Raw genomic sequence first — 25,436 nt, 5'->3', positions numbered from 1 at the left:
CCCCGAATTCACGATTCTCGATAAAACTCAAAGAAGGAACTGCCTCATGACGGTTGCCCTGTGGTGTATTTTGATTGCTTTTCTCCTGCCTTACCTATGTGTCGGCATCGCCAAGGCCGGCGGGAAATACCGGTTGCGGGATAATCACGATCCGCGGGACTTTCTCGACTCGCTCGAAGGCGCACCGCGGCGCGCCTACGCCGCACAACTGAACAGCTTTGAAATCTCCCCGTTCTTTGCCGCCGCGGTGATTGTTGCGCACCTGGCCGGCAATGCCGAGCTGGTCACCATCAACGTCCTGGCCGTGCTGTTCATCACCAGTCGCCTGCTCTACATCATCTGCTACCTGGCGGACTGGGCGATCCTGCGTTCGCTGGTGTGGTTCGTGGGGGTGGGGCTGGTGGCGAGCTTCTTCTTCGTTTCCATCTGAGCCTGGCGGTTGGGTCATTGCCGACCTCATCGCGGGCTGGCTCGTCCTGCATCGGGTCTGGCTCTGCAAGAGATCAGTTGCGGGAGCTAGCCTGTTAGCGATGGGGTGGGGCAATCACCCCCCCCTTAGGGGTTGGTGGTCACCGCATTCGCCACCTGTGGCACTTGCGGCAATGCCATGCCCTTGGGCCAGAGCATCCAGATCTGGCCTTGTTGCTTCATGTCTCCGGCCAGTTGCCCTGCGGCCTCGCCCGTGCCCCAGAACAGGTCCGCACGGACTTCGCCGGCGATGGCGCCGCCGGTGTCCTGGGCGGCGACGGGTCGATGCAGCGGGCTGCCATCAGGGCGTGTGGTGGACAGCCATAACAGACTGCCCAACGGAATCACCTTGCGATCCACCGCCACGCTGTAGCCCGCAGTCAGGGGCACATTCAGCGAACCGCGCGGGCCTTCGTTGCTGTCTGGGTTGCGGTTGAAGAATACGTAGCTCGGGTTGCTGGCCAGCAACTCGGGTATCCGGGTCGGGTGTGCCTTGGCCCAGGCGCTGATGCTGCCCATGGTCACGTCTTCTTTCTTCAACTCGCCCTGTTCCACCAGCCAGCGTCCGATGGGGCGGTAAGGATGACCGTTCTGGTCGGCATAGCCGATGCGCAGCAGGCGACCGTCATCGAGCCGGATGCGGCCCGAGCCCTGGATTTGCAGGAACTGGAGGTTCATCGGGTCCGTCAGCCAGGCGATCACCGGTGCCTTCACCCCATTGGTTTCGATGGTGGCCGCGTCGTCATAGGGCTTGAGCACCCGACCTTCGAGGCGACCGCGCAGGCGTTTGCCCTTGAGTTCGGGATAGATACTGTCCAGCGACACGATGATCATGTCTTCAGGCACGCCGTACACCGGCACGTTGGCGACGGCGGTCCGGGTCAGGCTGCCCGGGTAGACCGGCTCGTAGTAACCGGTGATCAGGCCGTTGGGGCTGTTGTCCCCGGAGCGCAAGCCGTAGACCTCCAAATTCTGCTTCAGGAAGTTGCGCACATCGGAGGCGGCCTGCGGCACGTTGGCCGCCGCCGCGCAGGTCGAACCCCAGGTCGCATCGGCCTTGAGCCGGGTGCACGCGCTGCGCCAGGCGCCAAAACCGGCCAGAAGGTCTTCATCGGAGACCGCCGGCAAGGCTTCCCAAGGTGCGCTGACATAGGTGGCGAGCGCGTGGGTCTTGGGCTCCTCGGTCTTTTCGCCGGGGTTGCAACCACTCAGCAGGGCAATCAGAGAGAGGGGCAACGCCAGGCTTTTGTGCCAGGTCTTGAAGCGGTTCATGAGATTTCCTTCGCGGGTCGTATGCGTGCCAGGGCGTGCGCACAACCCTCGTTGTGAATAGGGCTATTGGTCTTTGCCGGCGACACGAGGATACTGGCTGCCGTTTCCTGACCCGAGGCCAAGATGTTTGCAAAACGTTTTTTCATGGCAGTGCTGGCTTGCCTGACGTTGTCCGCCTGCGGCGGTGTCGACCCCAATTCTCCCTTGGGCCAGCGCAAGGCGATCTTCAAGCAGATGCTCAAGACCAATGAAGAGCTGGGCGGCATGTTGCGCGGTCGCATCCCGTTCGATGGGGCGCGTTTCGCCGAAGGCGCGGTGCAACTGGACCAACTGTCCCGCGAGCCGTGGAAACATTTCCCGCAGGTGCGGGAGGAGGACCACACCAGCGCCCGGGATGAGGTCTGGCAAAAACAGGCGCGCTTCCAGGAGCTGGCGCGCAGCCTCGAGGCGGCCACCGCTGAGTTGGTGACTGCCAGCAAGGTCCAGCCTTACAGGGCCAGCTACCTCGGGCCGGCGGTGCAGAAGGTCGAAGACGCCTGCAGTGCCTGTCATAAAGAGTTTCGGGACTACTGAGAACGGTTGCTTATTTATCCAGCTCCTCCACGGCTTCCTGCAATTCCTTGCGGGAGGCCGCCAACTTGTCCTTGCGCTTGTTGATCCGCTCCGGGTCGCCTTTTTTCATGGCCTTTTCCAGGTCGGCCTGACGCTGGCTGACTTCGTGCTTGGCTTCAAGCACTTTGTTCTCACGTTCCTTGCGCAAGGAAGCGTCGGTGCAATGGGTGGTGACTTCGTTCAGCGCCGTTTCGAGGCCGGCCTGCTGCTCCTGGTTGCCCCGGGACTTGGCCAGTTCGATCTGATTGATGATGCCTTGACGCTTGGCCGCGCAGCCGGTGAGTTCCGGTGCCTGCTCGTCCGCCCAAAGAGGGGCGGTCATGAGGCTGCATAAGGCCAGCAGGACGGGGGGCAGGAAATTCATAGCAACTCCAAAAAAGGCAAATCCGTAAAAAACTCGCAAGCCAGCGGTGCAGCTGCGCTGTTGGAACGCATGCCAGCCCCTTGGGTTCAACCGCGCGGCCTGATCAGAAACCGTCGATCCCGGCAGCACGCAATATCTCGCTTAACGCCAGCACGTGCGGGTCGCGGAAAAAAGCGCTCAGTTGCGCGGCGCGCCCCGGCCCGATACCGGCCTCGGCTTGCCATTGTACGGTGTCTCGTTCGGCCAGCACCTGCCAAGGGCCCTCCAGCCGGGCCCCGCCAGCAGGTGGCAGGCCCAGGGCCTTGAGCCACTGCTCGAAAGGACGTTGTCTGGCACTGTGCAGGCCGGCGAGCAGGCGGTCGCGGCTGCGTTCGCCGAAGCCGGACATGTTAGCAAGCTCGGCGGCATCGAGGGTCATCCAATCCAGCAATCCGTCGAGTCGGCCCGCGGCCAGGAGTTTTTCCCAAGTGCCAGGACCAACATGGGGCAGGGCGAGCCCATGTTTGCCGCTCAGCCAATTCAGGCGCGCGAGAAACTGGCTTTCGCAGCCGGGTGTCGGCTCCCAGCAACTGAGGAAGTGATAGTCGGCTGCCACCGGAGCATCGATGTCCTGCCGCACGACGCTGCGCAGCACGACGCTGTCGAGGCGAGGAATGGTCAGCCCGGCCAGGCTGATGGCGACCTGGTCGCCGGGGCGGATATCCATTTCTTCCCATTGCTTGAGGGAGCTGACACTCACCCGACGGATTCGTCGATCGTCAAGCATGACGGGCTCGAGCTCAAGAACCGGGGTGATACGTCCGGTCCGACCGACGTTGAAGCGGACCTTGCGCACCCCGGCCAGGGCCTGGGCGTAGGGGTATTTCCAGGCCACGCTCCAGAAAGGCGCCCTGGCTTGCCAGCGGTTGGCCGGTGGGCGGCGGCTCTGGCGCAGGACGATGCCATCGCTGACGAACGGCAATGGTGTGCGATACCAGTGGTCGCGCCAATGTTCGACATCGGCCAGCGCCTGGACCGGCTGGTTGTAGTCGACGGTGTCAGCGAAGCCCAGTTCCTTCAGCATGGCCGTCCGCTCGGGCAAGGTCTGCGGCCCTGCCGGCCATTCCCAGACAAACAGGCCGATGTCTGCGGCTTCCTGTGCGGTCAGGTTGCTGCGGGCCACCAGGCCCGACACGGTGGCGCGGGCGTTGAGGCTACCGCTGCTGGCCTGGACATGCTCGCCCAGGCGCCAGTACAACTCGCCCTGCACCAGCAGGTCCACAGGTTGGCGCAGCTGTCGTGGAATGGCGCCGATCTTGCGCGCGTTCGCAGTCCAGTCCTGCCCCTTAATGCCATCCCCACGGCTGATTGCCCGATGCAGGCGCCCCTCGCGGTAGACCAGGGTCACCGCCACGCCATCGACTTTCGGTTGCACCCAGACGTCCTGGCGGCCATTGAGCCAGGCCTGTACGGCCGAGGCGTCCTTGAGCTTCTCCAGGCCTGTATGAATGACTGGATGCGGTACTTTCCCGCGAGCCGTGCGCAACGGATTGGCTGGCGCAGGAAGGTCGAGGCAGTTGCGCCATTGCTCCAGTTGCGCGCGGGACTGGTCGTAAAGCTCATCGGCCACCGGCGACCGGCCGAGGCGGTGGTAGCTGTCGTCCCAGGCGTCGATCTGGCGTTGCCGGGCGGCGATTTCCGCCTGGGTTCGTTCGGCCGGCCAGTCGGGACAGGGCGCTGCATTAACGGAGGCGGCTACGAACAGGGAATAAACGAGTACATGAAATAACGCTGGCATCGAAGCATCCTTGCTTGGTTGGGTCTTTCAAGGCTAGCCACGCTCGCGCAAGCTGCGAGGCCTGGAGCGTTACCAGGCGTTGCGGCGGCGGTACAGTGTGGTGCGATCTGGCTGTGCAACTGTCCCTTGAACCCAGCCTGGGCCGGGGCACAATGGTGCTTCGATCCGCCCAGCCAGGAGTGCCCCTCGATGGACCTGACGACACTCGCCGTTTTCATTCCGGCCTGCTTCGCGCTGAACATGGCGCCCGGGCCCAATAACCTGTTATCCATCAGCAACGCCTCGCGTTATGGCTTTGTCCGGGCGTGCAGCGGAGGCATCGGTCGACTGGTGGCATTTGCAATCATGATCGCCCTGGCATCGGTGGGGCTCACCGCCGTGCTGCATACCTCGGAAGTGCTGTTCCTGGGAATCAAGCTTGTCGGTGCCGGTTATCTGTTCTACCTCGCCGTGCAGTTGTGGCGCGCTCAGCCTGAGGCCGGTAGCGAAGCGGCGATCACGACGATCAGCATGACCAGCCTGGCACGCCAGGAATTCCTGGTGGCGATCGGTAATCCGAAGGCGATCCTGTTGTTTACCGCGTTCCTGCCACAGTTCGTCGACAGGGCGGGCACCGTTACCCAACAGTTCGCGGTGCTGGGCGGTTTGTTCCTGGCGCTGGAGTGCATTGCCATCGGGTTGTATTGCTACATGGGCATCCATGCGCGGCGGCTGTTCGCCCAGCCCAGTGGCAAGCGTCTGTTCAATCGGATGTGTGCGGGGTTGCTGGCCGGTGCGGCGTCGTTTTTGCTGGTGGCACGCAGGACTTAGATCACCTGAGGGCCCTATTTGGGCTGGGGACTTGTCCCTCGCCACAGGAACGGCGCCTGACTTTGATTTTTTGATGAAAAAGCCCCTGGCGACCGGATCGCCAGGGGCTTTTTCATGACTGCGGGGTATTACAGGCCGGCAGCGGCGCGCAGAGCGTCGGCGCGGTCGGTCTTTTCCCAGGTGAAGGTGGTGAAGGTATCGCCATCGACTGTCTTGGTCTGCGGCGTGCGGCCGAAGTGACCGTAGGCCGCAGTCTCCTGGTACATCGGATGCAGCAGGTCGAGCATGGTGGTGATGGCGTATGGACGCAGGTCGAACACTTCGCGTACCAGCTTGATGATCTTGTCGTCGCCGATCTTGCCGGTGCCGAAGGTGTTCAACGAGATCGAAGTCGGCTGGGCGACGCCGATGGCGTACGACACCTGGATCTCGCAGCGCTCGGCCAGGCCGGCGGCCACGATGTTCTTGGCCACGTAGCGACCGGCATAGGCGGCAGAGCGGTCAACCTTCGAAGGATCCTTGCCGGAGAACGCGCCGCCACCGTGACGAGCCATGCCGCCGTAGCTGTCGACGATGATCTTGCGACCAGTCAGGCCGCAGTCGCCCACCGGGCCACCGATGATGAAGTTGCCGGTCGGGTTGATGTGGAACTGGGTGTCCTTGTTCAGCAGCTCGGCAGGCACTACGTGCTTGACGATCAGTTCCATCACGCCTTCGCGCAGGTCTTTGTAGGAGACTTCCGGGTTGTGCTGGGTCGACAGCACGATGGCGTCGATGCCGACCACCTTGCCATTTTCGTAGCGGCACGTGACCTGAGACTTGGCATCCGGACGCAGCCATGGCAGCAGGCCGGACTTGCGTGCCTCGGCCTGGCGTTGCACCAATTGGTGCGAGAACGTGATCGGGGCGGGCATCAGCACGTCGGTTTCGTTGCTGGCGTAGCCGAACATCAGGCCCTGGTCGCCGGCACCCTGGTCTTCCGGCTTGCTGCGGTCCACGCCCTGGGCGATGTCCACCGACTGCTTGCCGATGATGTTCATCACGCCGCAGGTCGCGCCGTCGAAGCCGACCTCGGAGCTGTTGTAGCCGATGCCCAGGATGACGTCGCGAACGATCTGTTCCAGGTCGACCCAGGCCGAGGTGGTGACTTCGCCAGCGATGATCGCCACGCCCGTTTTCACCAGAGTCTCGCACGCCACGCGGGCGAACTTGTCTTCAGCAATGATGGCGTCCAGCACCGCATCAGAAATCTGGTCGGCGATTTTGTCCGGATGCCCTTCAGACACGGACTCGGAGGTGAAAAGGGAGTATTCGCTCATCTCGATGTTTTCCTACAAGTTACCGATGGTGAGTGTCACCAGCCGGCCGCTGAAAATGGCGGACCTGGATCTGGAAACCATTTCGTAAGCCTACATAGAGGCTTTCCCCGGGCACGAGGCCCGCAGTGGTGGCCCAACGGGCCAGGTCGTCCTGTTCGAACCCCAGCCAGAGATCACCGCAGGCCTCCCTGGCCCAGCTCTGGTTGTGGCTGCATAACTCTGTCACCAGCAGGCTGCCGCCTGGTTGCAGCAGGCCGGCCATGTGCTTGAGGGCATCGGCCGGCGCGGCGAAATGATGAAGTACCATGTTCAATACGACGCAATCGGCCTGCAGGTTCACACCATTCAAGGCGTCGGCCAATTGCAGGCTGACATTAGTCAGGGTTTCGCGCTCGCATACCTGGCGAGCCAGCTCGAGCATGGCCGGGCTGTTGTCCAGCGCCGTGACCTGGCTGAAGCGTCTTGCCAGTTCCGGCAGGAAGGCGCCATCGCCAGGACCCACTTCGATGGCGGTGGCGTCGGGCGCAAAGCTAAGTTTGTCCAGCAGCGCCAAGACACTTTCACGGTATTGCGGCAATCCTGCGATCAGGTCCTGCTGGGCGCGAAATTTCTCCGCGACCCGGGCAAAAAAATCCTGGCTGGCGGCGGCCCGTTGCCCATGGACCTGGGCAATGCGGGCCTGCACGTCCGTCGGCAGGCTCAGCTCGTCCACTTCTTCCAGCAATGCCGCGTGCAGCTTGCCACCCAGAAGGTCGGTGTGGGGCAGGGCGCGACGGTAGAAAATTGCATTGCCTTCACGGCGGGTCGCCACCAGGTCGGCCTGGGCGAGGACCTTGAGGTGATGGCTCATGCCGGACTGGCCGATGCCGAAGATCTGTGCCAGCTCCAGCACGCCGAACGAATCGTTGGCCAGGGCGCGCAACACATTGAGGCGCAACGGGTCGCCACCGGCCTTGCAAAGGGCCGCCAGTTCATCGCTATCGTTATGCTGAAGGGAAGGCGCACGTAAGTTCATAGGGCGGCAGTCTAGACAGGGGGTTATTTCATCGCAAGTTCAATATCAAAAAGTTTTGATATTGAGCGATAAATGGCACTTCCCGGAGCGCGCTCGACTCTACAGCTCATCAGCGGAAAGGTTTCACCTGGCGAAAGCGACTTTATCCACCGGAAAAACCGCTCTGGATGACTATCTGTCATTGCCCCCGGGCGGGTGGGTGAGGGAAAATGCTCGCCTTTTTTCAGTTTCGTCTATTCAAAACCCAGGAGATCAGCGATGCCCAGCCGTCGTGAGCGTGCCAATGCCATTCGTGCCCTCAGCATGGATGCCGTGCAAAAAGCCAACAGCGGCCATCCAGGTGCCCCGATGGGCATGGCGGATATCGCCGAGGTGCTGTGGCGCGACTACCTCAAGCACAATCCGAGCAATCCGTGCTTCGCCGACCGCGACCGCTTCGTGCTGTCCAACGGTCACGGTTCGATGTTGATCTACTCGCTGCTGCACCTGACCGGTTACGACCTGTCGATCGATGACCTGAAGAACTTCCGCCAGTTACACAGCCGCACCCCGGGCCATCCGGAATACGGCTACACCCCGGGCGTCGAAACGACCACCGGCCCGTTGGGTCAGGGCCTCGCCAACGCGGTGGGTTTTGCCCTCGCCGAAAAAGTTCTGGCGGCCCAGTTCAACCGTCCTGGCCATAACGTGGTCGATCACCATACCTACGTATTCCTGGGCGATGGCTGCATGATGGAAGGTATTTCCCATGAAGTCGCCTCCCTGGCCGGCACCCTGGGCCTGGACAAGCTGATCGCTTTCTACGATGACAATGGCATTTCCATCGACGGCGAAGTCGAGGGCTGGTTTACCGACGACACCCCCAAGCGCTTCGAAGCCTATAACTGGCTGGTGATCCGCAACGTCGACGGCCATGACCCGGAAGAAATCAAGACCGCCATCGAGACCGCTCGCAAGAGCGCCCAGCCGACCCTGATCTGCTGCAAGACCACCATCGGTTTCGGCTCCCCCAACAAGCAAGGCAAGGAAGACTGCCACGGGGCCCCGCTGGGCGCCGAGGAAATCGCCCTGACCCGCGCCGCGTTGAAGTGGGAGCACGGTCCGTTCGAAATCCCTGCCGACATCTATGCCGAATGGGACGCCAAGGAAAAAGGTCGTGCGCTCGAAGCCGATTGGGATCAGCGTTTCGCTGCCTATTCCGCCGAGTTCCCTGCGCTGGCCAATGAACTGGTCCGTCGCCTCAGTGGCGAGCTGCCAGCCGACTTCGCCGAAAAGGCCTCGGCCTATATCGCCGAAGTCGCAGCCAAGGGCGAAACCATCGCCAGCCGCAAGGCCAGCCAGAACACCCTCAATGCCTTCGGCCCGTTGTTGCCCGAGCTGCTGGGCGGTTCGGCCGACCTGGCCGGTTCCAACCTGACCCTGTGGAAAGGCTGCAAGGGCGTCAGTGCCGAAGATGCCAGTGGCAACTACATGTACTACGGCGTGCGTGAGTTCGGCATGAGCGCCATCATGAACGGCGTAGCCCTGCATGGCGGCCTGGTGCCTTATGGCGCGACCTTCCTGATGTTCATGGAGTACGCCCGCAACGCCGTGCGCATGTCGGCGCTGATGAAAAAGCGCGTGCTCTATGTGTTCACCCACGACTCCATCGGCCTGGGCGAAGACGGCCCGACTCACCAGCCGATCGAGCAACTGGCCAGCCTGCGCTGCACTCCGAACCTCGATACCTGGCGCCCATGCGATGCCGTGGAGTCGGCGGTGGCCTGGAAATACGCCATCGAGCGCAACGATGGCCCATCGGCCTTGATCTTCTCCCGTCAGAACCTGCAGCACCAGGCCCGTGAAGCTGGCCAGATCGACGACATTTCCCGTGGCGGCTATGTGCTCAAGGACTGCATCGGTGAGCCCGAGCTGATTCTGATTGCCACCGGTTCCGAAGTCGGCCTGGCCGTCCAGGCCTACGACAAGCTGACCGCCCAAGGCCGCAACGTGCGTGTGGTGTCCATGCCATGCACCAGCGTGTTCGATGCCCAGGACGCCGGCTACAAGCAGTCGGTATTGCCACTGCAGGTCAGCGCCCGGATCGCCATCGAGGCCGCTCACGCCGATTACTGGTACAAGTACGTTGGCCTGGAAGGCCGCGTGATCGGCATGACCACCTACGGTGAATCGGCACCTGCCGCAGCCTTGTTCGAAGAGTTCGGTTTTACCCTGGAGAACATCCTGGGTCAGGCTGAAGAGCTGCTGGAAGACTGATCCGCAAACAGGTTGTCTGTTCTGACGCCATCGCGAGCAAGCTCGCTCCCACAAGGGTTTTCACCGACCCTGTGGGAGCGAGCTTGCTCGCGATAGCGGTGGCCCAGACGACACTGCCTCAATGGATTCAACCAGGTCAGAGAACCCCATGCCCCAACCGCGTCCCTACAGAGTTGCACTCAACGGCTACGGCCGGATTGGTCGTTGCGTCTTGCGTGCGTTGTTCGAGCGAGGGGCCAAGGCCGGGTTCGAGATTGTGGCCATCAACGATCTGGCCGACATGGCCAGTATCGAATACCTGACACGCTTTGACTCCACCCACGGCCGGTTTCCCGGCGAAGTGCGGGTCGAGGGCGATTGTCTGCATATTAACGGCGACTGCGTGAAGGTCTTGCGCAGTGCCACCCCCGAAGGCATCGATTGGGCGTCCCTGGATGTCGATCTGGTGCTCGAGTGCTCTGGCGCCTACCACACCCGCGAAGACGGCCAGCGTTTTCTCGCTGCCGGCGCGCCACGGGTGTTGTTCTCCCAGCCGATGGCCAGTGAAGCGGACGTGGACGCCACCATCGTCTACGGCGTGAACCAGGATTGCCTGACCGGCGAAGAGCTGCTGGTGTCCAACGCGTCCTGCACCACCAACTGCGGCGTGCCGCTGTTGCGCTTGCTGGACCAGGCCGTCGGCCTGGAATATGTGTCGATCACCACCATCCACTCGGCGATGAACGATCAGCCGGTGATCGACGCCTATCACCATGAAGACTTGCGCCGCACCCGTTCGGCGTTCCAGTCGGTGATTCCGGTGTCCACTGGTCTGGCGAGAGGCATCGAACGGCTGCTGCCGGAACTTGCGGGACGAATTCAGGCCAAAGCCGTGCGGGTGCCGACGGTCAACGTGTCCTGCCTCGATATGACGATGCAGACCGTGAGCGATACCGACGCCACCGAGGTCAACCGGATCCTGCGCGAAGCCGCCACCAGCGGCCCGCTCAAAGGCTTGCTGGCCTATACCGAGTTGCCTCATGCCAGTTGTGACTTTAACCATGATCCTCATTCGGCCATCGTCGACGCCAGCCAGACCCGCGTTTCCGGGCCTCGGCTTGTGAACATCCTGGCCTGGTTCGACAACGAATGGGGATTTGCCAACCGAATGCTGGACGTTGCCGGGCACTACCTGCAGGCGGCGACTTCGCTTTCTGATTCCCAGCGTTCTGTTTCAAAAAAACCTGCTCTCTAAACAGTTATCCAGGAATTGCGACCCATGACCGTGTTGAAGATGTCCGACCTCGATCTGCAAGGTAAGCGCGTACTGATCCGCGAAGACCTCAACGTCCCCGTCAAGGACGGTGTCGTCACCAGCGACGCGCGCATCCTGGCTTCGCTGCCGACCATCAAGCTGGCCCTGGAAAAAGGCGCGGCCGTGATGGTCTGCTCGCATTTGGGCCGTCCAACCGAGGGCGAGTTCTCGGCCGAGAACAGCCTCAAGCCAGTGGCCGACTACCTGAGCCGCGCCCTGGGCCGTGAAGTGCCGCTGGTGGCCGACTACCTGGGTGGCGTGGACGTGAAGGCCGGCGACGTCGTGCTGTTCGAGAACGTGCGCTTCAACAAGGGCGAGAAGAAGAACGCCGACGAGCTGGCGCAGCAATATGCCGCCCTGTGCGACGTGTTCGTGATGGACGCCTTCGGTACCGCGCACCGTGCCGAGGGTTCGACCCATGGCGTGGCGAAGTTCGCCAAGATCGCGGCGGCGGGCCCATTGCTGGCCGCCGAACTGGATGCGCTGGGCAAGGCCCTGGGCGCTCCCGCCAAGCCGATGGCCGCCATCGTGGCCGGTTCCAAGGTCTCCACCAAGCTCGACGTGCTGAACAGCCTGAGCCAGATCTGCGATCAGTTGATCGTCGGCGGTGGTATCGCCAATACCTTCCTGGCGGCCGCCGGTCATCCGGTCGGCAAATCCCTTTACGAGCCGGACCTGCTGGATACCGCCCGTGAAATCGCCGCCAAGGTCAGCGTGCCGCTGCCGGTGGACGTCGTGGTCGCCAAGGAATTCGCCGAAAGCGCCAAGGCCACCGTCAAGGCGATCGCCGACGTGGCTGAAGACGACATGATCCTGGACATCGGTCCGCAGACCGCGGCCAATTTCGCCGAGCTGTTGAAGGCTTCCCAGACTATCCTGTGGAACGGCCCGGTGGGCGTGTTCGAATTCGATCAGTTTGGCAACGGCACCAAGGTCCTGGCCCAGGCTATCGCCGAAAGCCCGGCGTTCTCCATCGCAGGTGGCGGCGATACCCTGGCGGCCATCGACAAGTACCGCGTGGCTGACCGGATTTCCTACATTTCGACCGGTGGCGGTGCGTTCCTCGAATTCGTCGAGGGCAAGGTGCTGCCGGCGGTGGAAATCCTCGAAAGCCGGGCCAAGGCCTGAGGTTAGGTTGACCGGGCAAAGGAGTGTTCTGATGGTCAAGACGTGGGCGCTTTTGTTTTCGACCGTGGCCCTGGCCGCTTGCGGGAGTCAACCGCAGGCTACGTCGGAGCCGGCTCCCCGTGAGCCGGAGCCAGGCTGCTACCAGGCGGAATGGCAGGCGGAAACCAACCCGGTGCTGAACAAGCGCTCCGGGCCGGACGGTCTGGACAAATACGAAACGCAAACCCCGGCCAAGGAACATGGCTGTCCTTGACGGGTCTGACCCTTTAACTCATGGCTGGCGGCCTGTGCCGTCAGTCGAGGAACACGGATGAAAGGCTTTATCGCCATCATGGCGTTGGCATTGCTGGCCGGTTGCGCGCAGTTGAACCTGTTGCATTCGTCCGAACCGGTGGCGGGTTGGACGACCTGGACTTGCGACAGCGAGGCCAAGGTCATCTGGCGCTATACCGACGATACCCGCAATGCTGTCGAGGTGCGCCTCGGCGGCGCCGAGCAGGTGTATCGCCTGAAGCAGGAACCGGGTGCGTCGGGTGCGCTGTACAGTGACGACATGCTGGCGTTCCATATCAAGGGTGAGGAAGGCCTGGCGTATTGGGTCGCCACCAATGATCTGATCGGACGCGGTTGCAAGGCCCAGTAATACGATTGAACCGACCACGAAAATCCAAATGTGGGAGCGGATCCAGTGTGGGAGCGAGCTTGCTCGCGATAGCGGTGTACCAGGTAACAGTAATGTTGAATGTACCCTCATCGCGAGCAAGCTCGCTCCCACAGGGATCGCGTCAGTATTTGGGTTTAGCGATACCGAACACGCAGGCCGGGGACAAACCCCGACCCGCAATGACTTGAATAGCCGCCGCCGCTCCGGCAGGCTGGCACGATTAACGACCCTCGACCGGGAGAGACACACAAATGGCACTTATCAGCATGCGTCAGATGCTGGACCACGCAGCCGAGTTCGGCTATGGCGTTCCAGCCTTTAACGTCAACAACCTTGAGCAGATGCGCGCCATCATGGAAGCCGCTGACAAGACCGACTCTCCGGTGATCGTCCAGGCTTCGGCCGGTGCTCGTAAATACGCCGGCGCCCCGTTCCTGCGCCACCTGATCCTGGCGGCGATCGAAGAATTCCCCCATATCCCGGTGTGCATGCACCAGGACCACGGCACCAGTCCTGACGTCTGCCAGCGCTCCATCCAGCTGGGCTTCAGCTCGGTCATGATGGACGGTTCCCTGGGCGAAGACGGCAAGACCCCGACCGACTACGAATACAACGTGCGCGTCACCCAGCAGACCGTGGCCATGGCCCACGCTTGCGGCGTTTCCGTGGAAGGCGAACTGGGTTGCCTGGGCTCGCTGGAAACCGGCATGGCCGGCGAAGAAGACGGCATCGGCGCCGAAGGCGTGCTGGACCACAGCCAGATGCTGACCGACCCCGAAGAAGCCGCCGATTTCGTCAAGAAAACCCAGGTCGATGCCCTGGCCATCGCCATCGGCACCAGCCACGGCGCCTACAAGTTCACCAAGCCGCCTACCGGTGACGTGCTGGCGATCGACCGCATCAAGGAAATCCACAAGCGCATCCCCAACACCCACCTGGTGATGCACGGTTCGTCCTCGGTGCCGCAGGAATGGCTGGCGATCATCAACCAGTACGGCGGCGACATCAAGGAAACCTACGGCGTGCCGGTTGAAGAGATCGTCGAAGGCATCAAGCACGGCGTGCGCAAGGTCAACATCGACACCGACCTGCGCCTGGCCTCCACCGGTGCCATGCGCCGCCTGATGGCAACCAATCCGAGCGAATTCGACCCACGCAAATTCCTCGGCGCCACCGTCACCGCCATGCGTGACGTGTGCATCGCCCGTTACGAAGCGTTCGGCACCGCCGGCAATGCTTCGAAGATCAAGCCGATCTCCCTGGAAGGCATGTACCAGCGTTACCTGAAGGGTGAGTTGAACGCCAAGGTCAATTGAGGCTTCAGTGGTGAGAAAACCCGCAGTGATGCGGGTTTTTTTATGATTGCTGGCTTAGCTGCAGGTAAAGCCTTTGATCTTGCCTTCCTGATCCACCGTGATGCTGAGACGATTCTTGTTTAAATCCTTGGTAAAAAAGATGCCACCTGGAGTGGTGCTTCTTACAGCATCTGCCCCGGCTTTGGCTTTGGCGTCATTCTCTGTGCTGGAATCGAATGTCTTGCCGACAAGATCCTTGACCAGCGTTTCATCGCAAGCGGCTTGGGCATGAGCGGCGGTGCTGAGCAGCAAGGCCGATACCAGGTTGAATAATCTGTGGCTCATGGTAGCTAAACTCCTTTTTATGGGGGCCTCCATCGAAGGAATGCTCCAGGCGTTATATGGTCTGTACGACGCGATAGTCATGCTGCGTTGAACAACATGACCTCGGTTTTCGATGACTTTCCGTACAAATCTAAGCTACTGCGCCCAGTTGTTTGAAACTACTGTCATAGATAACAGTTTTTTATGGGGATTTGGGCTTTGCGTCTGTGGTACCCGCCCGGGTGATTACAGCATTAGGAGGGGCGTGCCCTCTGGCTACTGTAGGAAATGACAGTTTTTATAACTTTTAAGATGGATTGATTCTTCTTGTTCCCCATTTGCAGCGTATCGCCGCTCCAGCTTTACTTCGGACGTTAATCCTAGCCCGTTAACCACGTTGGCCGAACGCAGGCTTTGTGCAGTGGGCATCCTGCCATGGATGATGGGATAGCTGCGCTGGGCCATGGATGGCCCTTCGCAGCGGGTCCTCGGAGCAAGGCCGGAGTGAGGGCGCACCGAGCCTGGGCGAGGTGCCGAGTGGTGGGACAAAAGCGCTTTGGTTGCTTTCGCGCTTTTCGAAAGTGACCCGCTGTAAGAACGGAACCGTCAGCAGCCCCGTTATCGCGGCAATGGACGTACACACGGTACCTGTCTATCGAAAGCACCCGATCAAGTGTTGTGATCGATATCCAGCTTGCTGAACGTCACTTTTCCGCCTTCGCTGGTATAGCCCGTGTTGTCCTGCACGTAGACACCGGCCTTGAAATACAACGGTTTGACGCGCCAGGCGCCGCCGACGGTGGTGTACCAGCTATACCCGGCGGCGGTGATGCCCAGGTCGCCGGTGCGGTCGAGGTGCAATCGGTAGGAAAAGGACCGATCGAGGGCTATGCCCGTGGCAATGGTGATGACCCGGCCCTCGTCGTCATCGGGGCGCATGCGCACCTTGGCGACAATATTTCCGGTTTTGCTGTCGTCCTTGTATTGGTATTCCAGCTTCACCATGGGCTTGTTGCTGTCCTTGGCGTGGATCTGGCCAATCACGACCTTGCCGCTGCTGGGGACCTGGTTGACGGCCAGCGTCGCGCTCAATTTATTGTCGGCCTCGGGGAACAGCCAGTTGCGCAAGGTGCCGTCTCTATAGGTCTCTCGCAATTCGCTGCGCGGATAGACGGCATTTTCAGTCTTGGTGCCGGTGACGGGCGACCAGAAATACACCGTGCTGCCTTCGGAGTTGAAGTACTTATTCTGGAACCCATCCACCAGCCGTGGTGTTTCGATGGTTTTCGGCGGGCTGCCTTCGGGAATGCTCAAGTTCCAGGTTGCAAGATCGACCATGTGCGGATCCCTCTACAGAGTAAAAAAGTTGCAAGACCTAGCCGAAGCCTCTAATTCGAGCTTTTCAGATGACTGGATGATGCGCGGGGTGACTTTTTCCTGTCCGTCAGAGTGGCCCTGGCCGATTTTGTGCCCGAGAAGCATGACCGTTGGTCGGCCAGGCTGAAAATTTTTTGAACGATGGCCCTATGACATCTGTCGCTTGGTCGCCTCGCACAGGCAGCGTTCCCTGCTGCTGTGCTCCGTGAAAGTCAGATGTTGTGTTGGATTTCCAGCAGGCTGAACGTCACTTTTCCGCCTTCGGTGGTGTAGCCGGTGTTGTCCTGGACATACGCGCCGGCCTTGAAATACAGCGGTTTGACTTTCCAGCTCGGGTCGATGGTGGTTCGCCAGCTATAGCCCGCTGCGCTGATCCCCAGTGCACCCTTCGGGCTGAGGTGAATCTGGTAGGAAAAGTTGCGGTCGAGCTTTACGCCCGTGGCAATGGTGATGACCTGGCCTGTTTCGTCGTCGGGACGCATGCGTACCTTGGCGACGATGTTGCCCGTGGAGCTGTAGGTCTTGTACTGGTATTCCAGCTTGACCATGGGGCTGTTGCTGTCCTTGGTATGGATCTGGCCGATCACGATCTTGCCGGTGCTGGGCACCTGGTTGACGGCCAGGGTCGCGCGCAGCTTGTTATCCGCCGCCGAGTACAGCCAGTTGCGCAAGGTGCCATCGCTGTAGGTTTCCCGCAGTTCGCTGCGCGGGTAGATCGCGTTGGCGGTCGTGCTGCCGGTGACCGGAGCCCAGAAGAACGCAACACCGGTTTCGGCGTTGAAGTACTGGTCCTTGAACCCTTGCGCCAGGCGTGGGGTTTCGATGGTGATTGCTGGGCTACCTTCGGGGATGCTCAGGTTCCAGGTGTTAAGGTCAATCATGTTCAGATCCTGTCGTTAAAAAAAATGTGCACGCCACCGCGAAGGCTCTAACCCGCGCGTTCGGGGCGCCCTGATAACACCGGAATGAGCTTTTTGTGGTTTGTTCGGCGGATGCTTGACGTCAATAGTGCGTCGCTGAGGTCTATTGCAGTTTCTGTGCCTGAGGCGGGTGACCGTTAGTCGGCTATTTCGGGCTTTGTCAGGATGATGGCGTGATGACAGCTACTGCTTTTCATAAACCCGGTCTAGAGTGAGATCACAGTAATTTGTCCGTTTTGCTACTGAAAACGGACATGGCGCCCCGATAAGAGAAGCAGCATGGAATGCGTGCAACCTACGCTTGGTGAAGAGAACTCTGTCCTTCTGGTTGTTGATGATTACCCTGAAAACCTGATCAGCATGCGTGCATTGTTGCAGCGTCAGGATTGGCAGGTCATGACCGCGTCCTCGGGTGTCGAGGCCCTTAATCTGCTGCTTGAACACGACATCGATCTGGTGCTGCTGGATGTGCAGATGCCGGACATGGACGGGTTCGAGGTGGCGCGCCTGATGCGTGGCAGCCAGCGTACGCGGCTTACGCCGATTATCTTCCTGACCGCCAACGAGCAGTCCCAGGATGCGGTGATCAAGGGTTACGCCAGTGGCGCCGTGGACTACCTGTTCAAACCCTTCGACCCGCAGATCCTCAAGCCCAAGGTTCACGCCTTGCTGGAGCACCAGCGCAATCGACGGGCCTTGCAGCGCTTGAGCCAGGACCTGGAGGCGGCCCGGGCATTCAACGCCTCGGTGCTGGATAACGCCGCGGAAGGTATCCTGGTGGTGGATGAAGACGGCTGCATTCGCTTCGTCAATCCGTCGGCCTGTCGCCTGCTCAATGCCACCGCCGAGCAATTGCAGGGCACGCCGTTCCTGGACTATCTGCAGAAGCCGCACATTCCCCAGTGGGCCGATTCCGACATCCACGTCGCTTATTGCCGAGGCCAGACCTGGCGCCTGCACGATGCGGTGTTGCGTACGGCGCCCGGCCAGCAGGTGTCGGTGGCGTTGTCCTGCGCACCGTTGCCTTCGGAGCAGAAAGCCATGGTGGTGACTCTCCAGGACATGTCGGTGGTCCGCCACTTGCACCAGCAACTCGAATTCCAGGCCGTCACGGACCCGTTGACCGGTCTGCTCAACCGCAGAGGGTTCTATCAGACCGCCGAGAACCTGCTGATGCGCAGCGAGCGCCTGGAGAGCAACTGGGTGCTGTTATACCTGGATCTCGATGGCTTCAAGCGCGTCAACGATTCCCTGGGCCACGATGCCGGTGACCGGGTACTGCGCTGGGTGTCGGAACAGTTGAAGGCGTGCCTGCGGCCGTTCGACATCCTGGCGCGGCTCGGTGGCGATGAGTTCACGGCCTTGCTGGATCTGGAGCACCCGGAGCAGGCCGCCAAGATTGCCGAGAAGCTCATCGAGCGTGTCTCGATCTGCCAGCAGATCGAAGGCATGGATGTGACCCTGGGAGCCAGCATCGGTATCGCGACGTACCCGGACTGCGGTGCCAACCTGGATGGCCTGTTGCGGGCTTCCGACATCGCCATGTACGAGGCCAAGCGTGCCGGTCGCCAGCAATACCGTTTCTATGATCATGAAATGAACGGGCGCGCCCGGTCCCGGCTGATGCTCGAGGAAAGCGTGCGTTCGGCCATCGAGAACCGTGACTTCAATATGGTCTACCAGCCCCAGGTCAGCATCGGCGATGGACGTATCCGCGGCTTCGAGGCGTTGTTGCGCTGGCAGCACCCGAGCGTCGGCGATGTTCCGCCGGGCCTGTTCCTGCCGTTGCTGGAGGAGGCGCGACTGATCAGCCGGCTGGGCAGCTGGATCTACCATCGCAGCGCGGCCCAGCGCAAAGTCTGGGAGCGGCTGTTCGCCGATGACCTGGTGCTGGGGGTGAGCCTGAGCAGCACCCAGTTCGGCATGCCGAACCTGGTGACCGAGTTGCGCCAGGTGCTGGAGCGCCATGCCTTGAAACCCCGGCAACTGGAAGTCGAGGTGACCGAAGACGCGCTGATGCGCAACCCTGACGAAACCAACAAGCAATTGCGCCTGCTGCGTCATCTCGGCGTGCGGGTGGCGCTGGATGACTTCGGTTCGGGCCCCTGCTCGTTGACCCACCTGCGCGACCTCGAACTCGATACGCTCAAGCTGGATCGGCACCTGATCGCCCGATTACCGGACTCACCCCGGGATGCGGCCCTGGCTGCCTCGGTGATCGACCTGTGCTCGCAGTTGGGCTTGCGGGTGATCGCCGAAGGCGTGGAAACCGTGGAACAATATCGCTGGCTGCAAGCCCACGGCTGTGAATATGTGCAGGGCTTCCTCGTAGCGCGGCCCTTGATGGCCGAAGACACCGACGTCTTCGCCAAACCGTTCGACTGGAGCGCGGTGCAGGCTTGAATTCGCTACACTGACGGCCTTTTTCGACTGTCTTGCCACCGATGATTTCGCTCAAATACCTCCAGGCCTACCCCGCGGCCCTGCAAGCCCAGGTGCAGCAATTGATTGCCCAGGATCGCCTGGGGGATTACCTGCACCAGCGCTATCCCGGCCGGCATCAGATCCAGAGCGACAAGGCCCTTTACGGCTACGCGCTGGACCTCAAGCAGCAATATCTGCGTAATGCGCCGGCCATCGACAAGGTGCTGTTCGACAATCGCCTGGATCTCACCCACCGTGCCCTCGGGCTGCACACTACGGTGTCCCGCGTGCAAGGCAGCAAGCTCAAGGCCAGGAAGGAAATCCGCATCGCTTCGCTGTTCAAGGAGGCGGCGCCCCAATTCCTGAAAATGATCGTGGTGCACGAACTGGCTCATTTCAAGGAGTCCGACCACAACAAGGCGTTCTACCAGCTCTGTGAATACATGTTGCCGGGTTACCATCAGTTGGAGTTCGACTTGCGGGTATACCTGACCTGGCGCGACCTGCAATCAGCCAAGGAATGACCGGATGGACGTCAGCAAGACCAAAAGCAGTTTCTATCGCCGCCTGTATGTGGCCTACCTGATCGATAGTGGGGTGGCCAGCAACATTCCGGCGCTCACCGACGCCACCGGCATGCCGCGACGCACCGCCCAGGACACCGTCGCAGCGCTGGCAGACCTGGACATCGTGTGTGAGTTCGAACAGGAGAAGGGCGCCCGCAACCATGCCGGGCATTATCGGATCCATGATTGGGGGGCGATTGATCGGCGCTGGATCGAGGCGAACCTGCAGCGGATCAAGGCGGTGCTCGAGTATCCCTGATGGTGGTGTGATGTCTTGGGCTGGCCCTATCGCGAGCAAGCCCTTCACATTGATCTTCAGTGGACGCACGATCGAGGTACAACGTAGACCCCCCGTGGGCTTGCTCGCGAAGAGGTCAGCAGGGACGATGCATCCCGATGTGTGGAATACCATCCTCCAGATACTCCACGCCCACCACTTCAAACCCGTACCGTCCGTAATACCCCTGCAAATGCGCCTGGGCCGATAATGAGATCGGGATGCCGGGCCAGTGTTTCTCGGCGTGTCTGAGGCCCTGTTCCATCAGTTGATGGCCCAACCCCCTGCCCCGTGATTCTGGCGCGATCACTACGCGTCCGATCACCACGTCGCTGTTCTGCGAGTGGGGGTCGAGCAAGCGCAGGTAGGCCACCAGGTGGTTTTCCTGCCAAGCCATCAAATGACAGGTGTCGCCTGCCAGGTCCAGGCCGTCAACGTCCGGATAGGCGCAATTCTGCTCGACCACGAACACGTCGGCGCGCAGTTTCAAGATGGCGTACAGCTGTTCCTTGCTCAGGTCACTGTGGTGTTTGCAGACCCAATCGATATCCATTTTTTTGAATTTCCTGAAGAAGCCGATGCCGATATTAAGCGCCCTTTCTTCGGAAGTCGCTTATCGGCGCGACCGAAAAAACTGTGATAAAGGCCAAAATGCCATCATTCATTTATCACGGCGTTGTCGCCTTTATGTAATCTTTTGGCAAGGCCTGCGCAGCGGCTTCAATGAGCTAATGTTAGGACGCGGGTTTCTGACTGTTCCTGAGTTTCGGCTAAAAACACGGGCTTTGCACCCTTCAAGGATGTCTGGCATGCCGCGATTGCATCAAGCTCTTGTTTTGATCGGGTTGCTGTGGGTGGGCCAGGACGCCTTTGGGCAGAAACTGCGCCTGGTCGGCGATGGCTGGCCCCCCTTTACCGATTCCACGCTGGTCAATGGAGGACTGGCGACCGACATTGTCAGCACCGCGCTGGCGCGTGCCGGCTATGCCAGTGAGTTCGAGCAGGTGCCCTGGGCCCGGGCGATGCTGGGCATCAGCGAGGGTCGTTATGACGTGCTGGTCAACGCCTGGTACAGCGAGGAACGCACCCATATCGGCCGGTTCTCGGCCGAATACCTGGTTAACCGGGTGCGCTTTCTCAAGCGCAAGGACGCTGCGGTCCAGTTCGACACGCTGCAACAGCTCTACGCCTATCCCATCGCCGTGGTTCGTGGTTATGCCTACTCGAAGGCGTTCGACGAGGACTCGCAGATGCAGAAAGTCCCCGTGCACAACTTCGCGATGGCGGTGCGCATGCTGGCGGCCGACCGTGTGAAGCTGACCCTGGAAGACGAATATGTCGCCCGTTATTACCTGGCCCACGAATCCGCCAAGGTGCGTAACGCTGTCGAGTTCCTGCCCAAGCCACTGAGCGAGAACAGCCTGCATATCCTGGTCAGCCTGAAGAACCCGAACCATGAGCAGATCGTGGCGGGGTTCGATCGGGAGATCTCGGCGATGAAGGCGGATGGCAGTTACGCGCGGCTATTGAAGCAACATGGCATGTAGTGACGGGCTACTGATGGCTTGTCCCAAGCAGGCTCGCTCCCGCATCTGGAATGCATACCGTTGTAGGAGCGAGCTTGCTCGCGATGAGGCCCGCTCAGACACCGTATGCCTCAAGCCTCGTCAGTTTCCTTGATCAGATGCGCCGCCAGGGTCCGCAGAGGGCCCAACTGACGACAGATCAGGCCCAGTTGGGTTTGTACCAGCCGCTGGCCTTCATCGATTTCATCGGGCATCTGCTCCAGCTCATTGGCCAGGGCTTCTTCCTCGTCGCTCTGGACCACGATCGGGGTTTTGCTCGCCAGGCCTTGGGCGATTTCATCGATGCTGGTCGCCAGCTTCGCTCCCGCTCCGTCGATCAACTGTTCGCGTACCTGCGCCGGCAGTTCGGTTCCCCGATGGGCGCCCAGGCCGGACAGATAGCTGAGCAAGGTGTGCGAGAGCACCAGGAAGCGGAACCCGACATCGGCTTCCTTACGAAAGTGCCCCGGCTCCATCAGCATGTTGGCCAGTGTGGTGGACAGCGCGGCATCGGCGTTATGGGCATTGCGGCGGGCCAGGCGATAGGCCAGGTCGTCCCGTTTGCCGGCGGCGTATTGCTGCATGATCTGGCGCAGGTAGATGCTGTTGCAGGTCAGCGTGTTGGCCAGCACCTTGTTCAGCCGGCGGCCCTGCCAGTCCGGCAGGAACAGGAACACCGCAAGTCCGGCGATCAGGCTGCCGAGCAGGGTATCGAACAGCCGCGGCAGCAGCAGGCCATAGCCGTCGCCCACCTGGTTGAAGCAGAACAGCACCATGATCGTGATCGCGGCTGTCGCCAGGGTGTAGCGGGTGGTGCGGTTGGTGAAGAACACCACCCCGGCGGCAATGGCGAAGCACGATTGCACCAGCGGGTTGGGGAACAGATCGAACAGTGCCCAGGCCACGATCAGGCCAATGGCGGTGCCGATGATCCGCTGGCCGAGCTTGCGTCGGGTGGCGCCATAGTTGGGTTGGCAGACGAACAACGTGGTGAGGATGATCCAATAGCCTTGTGACGGGTGGATCAGATGCACCATGGCGTAGCCGACGCTCAACGCCAGGGGCAGGCGCAGGGCGTGCCGGAACAGCAGCGAAGTGGGCGTGAGCTGGGTGCGCAGGCGCAGCCAGACGTCCTTGAGGCTGCGTGGCGAGCGATCCAGCAGGCTGCTGTCGGTGGCGTCGGCCAGGGCGTCGGGGTTGCTGGCATCGCTGAGCAGGCGATCCATGGTGCCCAGGTTCGCTGCCAGTGCCCGCAACGAACGCAGCAGGCCGCGCCAGGCCGGGTTGCTCTGGATTCGCAGGTGTTCCAGGGAAGCGTGCAGATCGTCGAGGGCTTCGGCAAAGGTATCGTCGTAGATGAACGGCTGGCGCATCTGGATCGATTCGGCAAGGGCCTGGCAAGCCTTGCCTTGCTGGCGCAACAGGCGCTGGCAGCGGAACAGTACGTCACTGTGGAAGAAGGCTTCGGCCAACGCGTTATAGGGGTAGTGGGACGAACTGGCGCGTTCGTGGATGTCCTGGGCGAGGAAGTACAGCTTCAGGTAGCGGCTGACCTTCGAACCCGGTCGACCATTGCCCACGCGGTGCAGGATGATCTCCTTGGCCGAGTTGAGCGCGGCCACCACACGGCCGTTCTGCTGCGCCAGTTCCAGGCGCCGGGCTTCCACGTCCAGTTGCCGGATCGGTTCGAGCAGCGACGACTTGAGCTTCAGGTAACGCCCCAGTTCGCGAAACAGCCGCGCCAGGCTCTGCTGCACCGGCTGGTTGGAAAAGAGCATGTGCCACAGCACCGAGAGCATGCCGTACCACGCCGCACCCGCCACCAGCAGCAAGGGCTCATGCCAGAAGTCGTTGACCGCGCCGCCGCGCTGGTCCACGCCGATCATGGTGTAGACCGAAAGAATCAGGGTGGCCGAGGCGATCGCGCCATAGCGCTCGCCCAGGGCGCCGAGCATGGTCAGGCCGAAGCTCGCCAGGGCCAGGGCGATAACGAACAGCACGGGATAGGGAAACAGCAGCTCCACCGATAATGCGGCGACGCTGAAGCAGACCAGGGTAACGGCCAGTGCGTTGAGGCGGCCCTGCCAGTTGTCGTCGGTCTCGGCCAGGGCACTGGCGATGATGCCCAGGAACAAGGGAATCAGCAGGGCCATTTCGTCCAGGTACCAGCACAGCGCCATGCTGCCGGTCAGGGCGATGAATACCCGCACGCTATAACTGAATTTATCCAACGCCCAAAGGCGACGCAGAGACTGACGGAACGAGGTCGATGACATGAAATGCACGGGCCTGACGGGCAATGACACTAAATTGAGGCAGTAATGACGCCGACGCAATGGCGGCGATCACATCTGACAGCAAAAAGTGTTCCGGGAGCCATCACCAGCCGCTGTGGGAGCGAGCTTGCTCGCGATGGCGGCAGTCCTGTCACATCGATGTCGACTGAACCGCCACGATGGCGAGCAAGCTCGCTCCACAGGGTTAGCGCGTTCAAATCGTGTCGGATCAGACGTACTGCGCGGCGGCGTACCCCGAAGCCCAGGCCCACTGGAAGTTGAATCCGCCCAGATGACCGGTGACGTCCAGTACTTCGCCAATGAAATACAGCCCCGGGCTTTTCAGCGACTCCATGGTCTTGGACGAAACCTCCCGGGTGTCGACGCCGCCCAGGGTGACTTCGGCGGTGCGATAGCCCTCGGTGCCGGCCGGGACGACATTCCAGCTCGCCAGTTTCTCGGCAATGTCCGCCAGCTCCGCATGGGTGTATTGCTTCATGGGTTTGGAGACGAACCAGGTGTCGGCCAGCAGGTTGGCCATTTTCTTGGTGAACAACTCACCCAGCAGGGTTTTCAACTCACTGTTGGGGCGTTCGGCCTGTTGCTGTTGCAGCCATTGCGGCACGTCATGGTCGGGCAGCAGGTTGATCTGCACCGTGTCCCCCGGTTCCCAGAACGACGAGATCTGCAGGATCGCCGGACCGCTGAGGCCGCGATGGGTGAACAGGATGTTCTCGCGAAAGCTCTGGTCGTTGCAGCTCACCAGGCAGTCCACCGACGTCCCCGACAGCTCGGTGCATAGCGCCTTGAGCTGATCGGTGATGGTGAACGGCACCAGTCCGGCGCGGGTCGGCAGCAGTTGGTGGCCGAACTGCTTGGCCACCTGGTAACCGAAACCTGTGGCTCCCAGGGTCGGGATCGACAATCCGCCGGTGGCGATCACCAGGGATTGACAGGCGATGGCGCCGAGCGTGGTTTGCAGCAGGTAGCCGCCGTCGGTTTTTTCGATCTGGGTGATGGACGTATCCAGGTGAAGGCTGACGCCGGCCTGGTCGCATTCGTCCAGGAGCATGCCGAGGATGTCGCTGGACTTGTTATCGCAGAACAGCTGGCCGAGTTTTTTCTCGTGATAGGGCACACCGTGCTTGGCCACCAGGGCGATGAAATCCCACTGGGTGTAGCGCGCCAGGGCTGATTTGCAGAAATGCGGGTTCTGTGAGAGAAAATTGCCCGGCTCGGTGTACATGTTGGTGAAATTGCAGCGCCCGCCGCCGGACATGAGGATTTTCTTCCCGGCCTTGTTGGCATGGTCCAGCAACGTGACCTGCCGCCCGCGTCCAGCGGCGGTCAGCGCGCACATCAAGCCCGCGGCGCCAGCGCCAATGATCACGACTTCGGTAGAGCGCAAAACGGTGTCCTCTCAACTTTCTCGC

24 protein-coding genes are annotated in these 25,436 nt (G+C 61.2%); 13 read left to right on the top strand and 11 right to left on the bottom strand.

Annotated elements, in window-relative coordinates; translation table 11 throughout:
* The first annotated feature begins 46 nt into the window (after positions 1 to 46).
* Positions 47 to 430 carry an MAPEG family protein gene (locus BLP99_RS04715; protein ID WP_072390081.1) on the top strand — a complete coding sequence of 128 codons (384 nt, stop codon included), beginning with the start codon at positions 47 to 49 and terminating at the stop codon, positions 428 to 430.
* Between the two features lie 125 nt (positions 431 to 555).
* Here the strand turns inward: BLP99_RS04715 and mltA are convergent, their stop codons facing one another.
* Entirely contained in the window at positions 556 to 1,740 is a 1,185-nt protein-coding gene (gene mltA / locus BLP99_RS04710; protein ID WP_072390078.1) for a murein transglycosylase A, read from the bottom strand.
* A 123-nt stretch (positions 1,741 to 1,863) separates the two neighbouring features.
* Between mltA and BLP99_RS04705 the strand changes: the two genes are divergently transcribed.
* Positions 1,864 to 2,313: a c-type cytochrome gene (locus BLP99_RS04705; RefSeq protein ID WP_072390075.1), complete on the top strand. Its 450-nt coding sequence runs from the start codon at positions 1,864 to 1,866 to the stop codon at positions 2,311 to 2,313.
* 10 nt (positions 2,314 to 2,323) lie between these two features.
* Here the strand turns inward: BLP99_RS04705 and BLP99_RS04700 are convergent, their stop codons facing one another.
* A complete protein-coding gene (locus tag BLP99_RS04700) occupies positions 2,324 to 2,716 on the bottom strand; it encodes a DUF1090 domain-containing protein (protein ID WP_072390072.1) in 393 nt (130 codons plus the stop codon).
* Between the two features lie 103 nt (positions 2,717 to 2,819).
* Positions 2,820 to 4,493: an NAD-dependent DNA ligase LigB gene (ligB, locus tag BLP99_RS04695; RefSeq protein WP_092179842.1), complete on the bottom strand. Its 1,674-nt coding sequence runs from the start codon at positions 4,491 to 4,493 to the stop codon at positions 2,820 to 2,822.
* 189 nt (positions 4,494 to 4,682) lie between these two features.
* Between ligB and BLP99_RS04690 the strand changes: the two genes are divergently transcribed.
* The gene (locus BLP99_RS04690) at positions 4,683 to 5,303 is read left to right on the top strand and encodes a LysE family translocator (RefSeq protein ID WP_072390066.1); all 621 of its coding nucleotides are present in this window, start codon (positions 4,683 to 4,685) and stop codon (positions 5,301 to 5,303) included.
* A gap of 128 nt (positions 5,304 to 5,431) precedes the next feature.
* Here the strand turns inward: BLP99_RS04690 and metK are convergent, their stop codons facing one another.
* The gene (gene metK / locus BLP99_RS04685) at positions 5,432 to 6,622 is read right to left on the bottom strand and encodes a methionine adenosyltransferase (protein ID WP_072390063.1); all 1,191 of its coding nucleotides are present in this window, start codon (positions 6,620 to 6,622) and stop codon (positions 5,432 to 5,434) included.
* Between the two features lie 19 nt (positions 6,623 to 6,641).
* A complete protein-coding gene (locus tag BLP99_RS04680) occupies positions 6,642 to 7,637 on the bottom strand; it encodes an ArsR/SmtB family transcription factor (protein ID WP_072390060.1) in 996 nt (331 codons plus the stop codon).
* Between the two features lie 258 nt (positions 7,638 to 7,895).
* Here BLP99_RS04680 and tkt point away from each other — a divergent pair, with 258 nt between their 5' ends.
* The 6 genes from tkt (at position 7,896) to fba (ending at position 14,295) form a co-directional block, all read left to right on the top strand.
* On the top strand, positions 7,896 to 9,893 hold the full coding sequence (tkt, locus tag BLP99_RS04675) for a transketolase (RefSeq protein ID WP_072430875.1): 1,998 nt from the start codon (positions 7,896 to 7,898) through the stop codon (positions 9,891 to 9,893).
* Positions 9,894 to 10,041: 148 nt separating this feature from the next.
* Complete coding sequence (epd, locus tag BLP99_RS04670; RefSeq protein WP_072390054.1) at positions 10,042 to 11,127, top strand: erythrose-4-phosphate dehydrogenase; 1,086 nt, start codon at positions 10,042 to 10,044, stop codon at positions 11,125 to 11,127.
* Between the two features lie 24 nt (positions 11,128 to 11,151).
* Positions 11,152 to 12,315 carry a phosphoglycerate kinase gene (locus tag BLP99_RS04665; protein ID WP_072390051.1) on the top strand — a complete coding sequence of 388 codons (1,164 nt, stop codon included), beginning with the start codon at positions 11,152 to 11,154 and terminating at the stop codon, positions 12,313 to 12,315.
* A 31-nt stretch (positions 12,316 to 12,346) separates the two neighbouring features.
* Positions 12,347 to 12,568 carry a hypothetical protein gene (locus tag BLP99_RS04660; protein WP_072390048.1) on the top strand — a complete coding sequence of 74 codons (222 nt, stop codon included), beginning with the start codon at positions 12,347 to 12,349 and terminating at the stop codon, positions 12,566 to 12,568.
* Positions 12,569 to 12,625: 57 nt separating this feature from the next.
* Positions 12,626 to 12,958: an MliC family protein gene (locus BLP99_RS04655; protein ID WP_072390045.1), complete on the top strand. Its 333-nt coding sequence runs from the start codon at positions 12,626 to 12,628 to the stop codon at positions 12,956 to 12,958.
* 272 nt (positions 12,959 to 13,230) lie between these two features.
* Positions 13,231 to 14,295 (top strand): class II fructose-bisphosphate aldolase, encoded by a 1,065-nt coding sequence (gene fba / locus BLP99_RS04650; RefSeq protein ID WP_053156043.1) that lies wholly within the window; start codon positions 13,231 to 13,233, stop codon positions 14,293 to 14,295.
* A gap of 54 nt (positions 14,296 to 14,349) precedes the next feature.
* Here the strand turns inward: fba and BLP99_RS04645 are convergent, their stop codons facing one another.
* From BLP99_RS04645 to BLP99_RS04630, 3 genes are all read right to left on the bottom strand, one after another.
* Positions 14,350 to 14,619 (bottom strand): I78 family peptidase inhibitor, encoded by a 270-nt coding sequence (locus tag BLP99_RS04645; protein ID WP_072390042.1) that lies wholly within the window; start codon positions 14,617 to 14,619, stop codon positions 14,350 to 14,352.
* A gap of 648 nt (positions 14,620 to 15,267) precedes the next feature.
* Entirely contained in the window at positions 15,268 to 15,936 is a 669-nt protein-coding gene (locus BLP99_RS04635) for a polysaccharide lyase family 7 protein (protein WP_072390039.1), read from the bottom strand.
* 251 nt (positions 15,937 to 16,187) lie between these two features.
* Positions 16,188 to 16,856 carry a polysaccharide lyase family 7 protein gene (locus tag BLP99_RS04630; protein ID WP_072390036.1) on the bottom strand — a complete coding sequence of 223 codons (669 nt, stop codon included), beginning with the start codon at positions 16,854 to 16,856 and terminating at the stop codon, positions 16,188 to 16,190.
* Between the two features lie 318 nt (positions 16,857 to 17,174).
* On the opposite strand from BLP99_RS04630, the gene BLP99_RS04625 reads away from it, so the two are divergent.
* From BLP99_RS04625 to BLP99_RS04615, 3 genes are read left to right on the top strand one after another with little or no spacing between them, the layout of a single operon-like run.
* The gene (locus BLP99_RS04625) at positions 17,175 to 19,298 is read left to right on the top strand and encodes a putative bifunctional diguanylate cyclase/phosphodiesterase (RefSeq protein WP_072390033.1); all 2,124 of its coding nucleotides are present in this window, start codon (positions 17,175 to 17,177) and stop codon (positions 19,296 to 19,298) included.
* A gap of 41 nt (positions 19,299 to 19,339) precedes the next feature.
* Positions 19,340 to 19,843 (top strand): M48 family metallopeptidase, encoded by a 504-nt coding sequence (locus tag BLP99_RS04620; RefSeq protein ID WP_072390030.1) that lies wholly within the window; start codon positions 19,340 to 19,342, stop codon positions 19,841 to 19,843.
* 4 nt (positions 19,844 to 19,847) lie between these two features.
* A complete protein-coding gene (locus tag BLP99_RS04615) occupies positions 19,848 to 20,144 on the top strand; it encodes a winged helix-turn-helix domain-containing protein (RefSeq protein WP_092179840.1) in 297 nt (98 codons plus the stop codon).
* A gap of 115 nt (positions 20,145 to 20,259) precedes the next feature.
* Here the strand turns inward: BLP99_RS04615 and BLP99_RS04610 are convergent, their stop codons facing one another.
* Positions 20,260 to 20,715 (bottom strand): GNAT family N-acetyltransferase, encoded by a 456-nt coding sequence (locus BLP99_RS04610; RefSeq protein WP_072390024.1) that lies wholly within the window; start codon positions 20,713 to 20,715, stop codon positions 20,260 to 20,262.
* Positions 20,716 to 20,971: 256 nt separating this feature from the next.
* On the opposite strand from BLP99_RS04610, the gene BLP99_RS04605 reads away from it, so the two are divergent.
* Complete coding sequence (locus BLP99_RS04605; RefSeq protein WP_092179838.1) at positions 20,972 to 21,709, top strand: substrate-binding periplasmic protein; 738 nt, start codon at positions 20,972 to 20,974, stop codon at positions 21,707 to 21,709.
* A 110-nt stretch (positions 21,710 to 21,819) separates the two neighbouring features.
* Here BLP99_RS04605 and yccS read toward each other — a convergent pair whose 3' ends face one another.
* Both yccS and BLP99_RS04595 read right to left on the bottom strand, forming a co-directional pair.
* Positions 21,820 to 24,003 (bottom strand): YccS family putative transporter, encoded by a 2,184-nt coding sequence (gene yccS, locus BLP99_RS04600; RefSeq protein WP_072390016.1) that lies wholly within the window; start codon positions 24,001 to 24,003, stop codon positions 21,820 to 21,822.
* Positions 24,004 to 24,232: 229 nt separating this feature from the next.
* Positions 24,233 to 25,411: a BaiN/RdsA family NAD(P)/FAD-dependent oxidoreductase gene (locus tag BLP99_RS04595; RefSeq protein WP_072390013.1), complete on the bottom strand. Its 1,179-nt coding sequence runs from the start codon at positions 25,409 to 25,411 to the stop codon at positions 24,233 to 24,235.
* Positions 25,412 to 25,436 lie beyond the last annotated feature (25 nt).

This window comes from Pseudomonas sp. NFACC32-1 (assembly GCF_900101215.1).
In the GTDB taxonomy this organism is placed as follows: Bacteria; Pseudomonadota; Gammaproteobacteria; order Pseudomonadales; family Pseudomonadaceae; genus Aquipseudomonas.
Note: the sequence above shows the minus strand (reverse complement) of the source record. Positions and strands in the feature narration are given on the sequence as shown.

What these genes read in the sequence shown, in the direction of transcription:
- BLP99_RS04715 (WP_072390081.1), top strand. Translation starts at nt 47, where the DNA reads ATGACGGTTGCCCTGTGGTGTATTTTGATTGCTTTTCTCCTGCCTTAC.
- mltA (WP_072390078.1), bottom strand. Translation starts at nt 1,740, where the DNA reads ATGAACCGCTTCAAGACCTGGCACAAAAGCCTGGCGTTGCCCCTCTCT.
- BLP99_RS04705 (WP_072390075.1), top strand. Translation starts at nt 1,864, where the DNA reads ATGTTTGCAAAACGTTTTTTCATGGCAGTGCTGGCTTGCCTGACGTTG.
- BLP99_RS04700 (WP_072390072.1), bottom strand. Translation starts at nt 2,716, where the DNA reads ATGAATTTCCTGCCCCCCGTCCTGCTGGCCTTATGCAGCCTCATGACC.
- ligB (WP_092179842.1), bottom strand. Translation starts at nt 4,493, where the DNA reads ATGCCAGCGTTATTTCATGTACTCGTTTATTCCCTGTTCGTAGCCGCC.
- BLP99_RS04690 (WP_072390066.1), top strand. Translation starts at nt 4,683, where the DNA reads ATGGACCTGACGACACTCGCCGTTTTCATTCCGGCCTGCTTCGCGCTG.
- metK (WP_072390063.1), bottom strand. Translation starts at nt 6,622, where the DNA reads ATGAGCGAATACTCCCTTTTCACCTCCGAGTCCGTGTCTGAAGGGCAT.
- BLP99_RS04680 (WP_072390060.1), bottom strand. Translation starts at nt 7,637, where the DNA reads ATGAACTTACGTGCGCCTTCCCTTCAGCATAACGATAGCGATGAACTG.
- tkt (WP_072430875.1), top strand. Translation starts at nt 7,896, where the DNA reads ATGCCCAGCCGTCGTGAGCGTGCCAATGCCATTCGTGCCCTCAGCATG.
- epd (WP_072390054.1), top strand. Translation starts at nt 10,042, where the DNA reads ATGCCCCAACCGCGTCCCTACAGAGTTGCACTCAACGGCTACGGCCGG.
- BLP99_RS04665 (WP_072390051.1), top strand. Translation starts at nt 11,152, where the DNA reads ATGACCGTGTTGAAGATGTCCGACCTCGATCTGCAAGGTAAGCGCGTA.
- BLP99_RS04660 (WP_072390048.1), top strand. Translation starts at nt 12,347, where the DNA reads ATGGTCAAGACGTGGGCGCTTTTGTTTTCGACCGTGGCCCTGGCCGCT.
- BLP99_RS04655 (WP_072390045.1), top strand. Translation starts at nt 12,626, where the DNA reads ATGAAAGGCTTTATCGCCATCATGGCGTTGGCATTGCTGGCCGGTTGC.
- fba (WP_053156043.1), top strand. Translation starts at nt 13,231, where the DNA reads ATGGCACTTATCAGCATGCGTCAGATGCTGGACCACGCAGCCGAGTTC.
- BLP99_RS04645 (WP_072390042.1), bottom strand. Translation starts at nt 14,619, where the DNA reads ATGAGCCACAGATTATTCAACCTGGTATCGGCCTTGCTGCTCAGCACC.
- BLP99_RS04635 (WP_072390039.1), bottom strand. Translation starts at nt 15,936, where the DNA reads ATGGTCGATCTTGCAACCTGGAACTTGAGCATTCCCGAAGGCAGCCCG.
- BLP99_RS04630 (WP_072390036.1), bottom strand. Translation starts at nt 16,856, where the DNA reads ATGATTGACCTTAACACCTGGAACCTGAGCATCCCCGAAGGTAGCCCA.
- BLP99_RS04625 (WP_072390033.1), top strand. Translation starts at nt 17,175, where the DNA reads ATGGAATGCGTGCAACCTACGCTTGGTGAAGAGAACTCTGTCCTTCTG.
- BLP99_RS04620 (WP_072390030.1), top strand. Translation starts at nt 19,340, where the DNA reads ATGATTTCGCTCAAATACCTCCAGGCCTACCCCGCGGCCCTGCAAGCC.
- BLP99_RS04615 (WP_092179840.1), top strand. Translation starts at nt 19,848, where the DNA reads ATGGACGTCAGCAAGACCAAAAGCAGTTTCTATCGCCGCCTGTATGTG.
- BLP99_RS04610 (WP_072390024.1), bottom strand. Translation starts at nt 20,715, where the DNA reads ATGGATATCGATTGGGTCTGCAAACACCACAGTGACCTGAGCAAGGAA.
- BLP99_RS04605 (WP_092179838.1), top strand. Translation starts at nt 20,972, where the DNA reads ATGCCGCGATTGCATCAAGCTCTTGTTTTGATCGGGTTGCTGTGGGTG.
- yccS (WP_072390016.1), bottom strand. Translation starts at nt 24,003, where the DNA reads ATGTCATCGACCTCGTTCCGTCAGTCTCTGCGTCGCCTTTGGGCGTTG.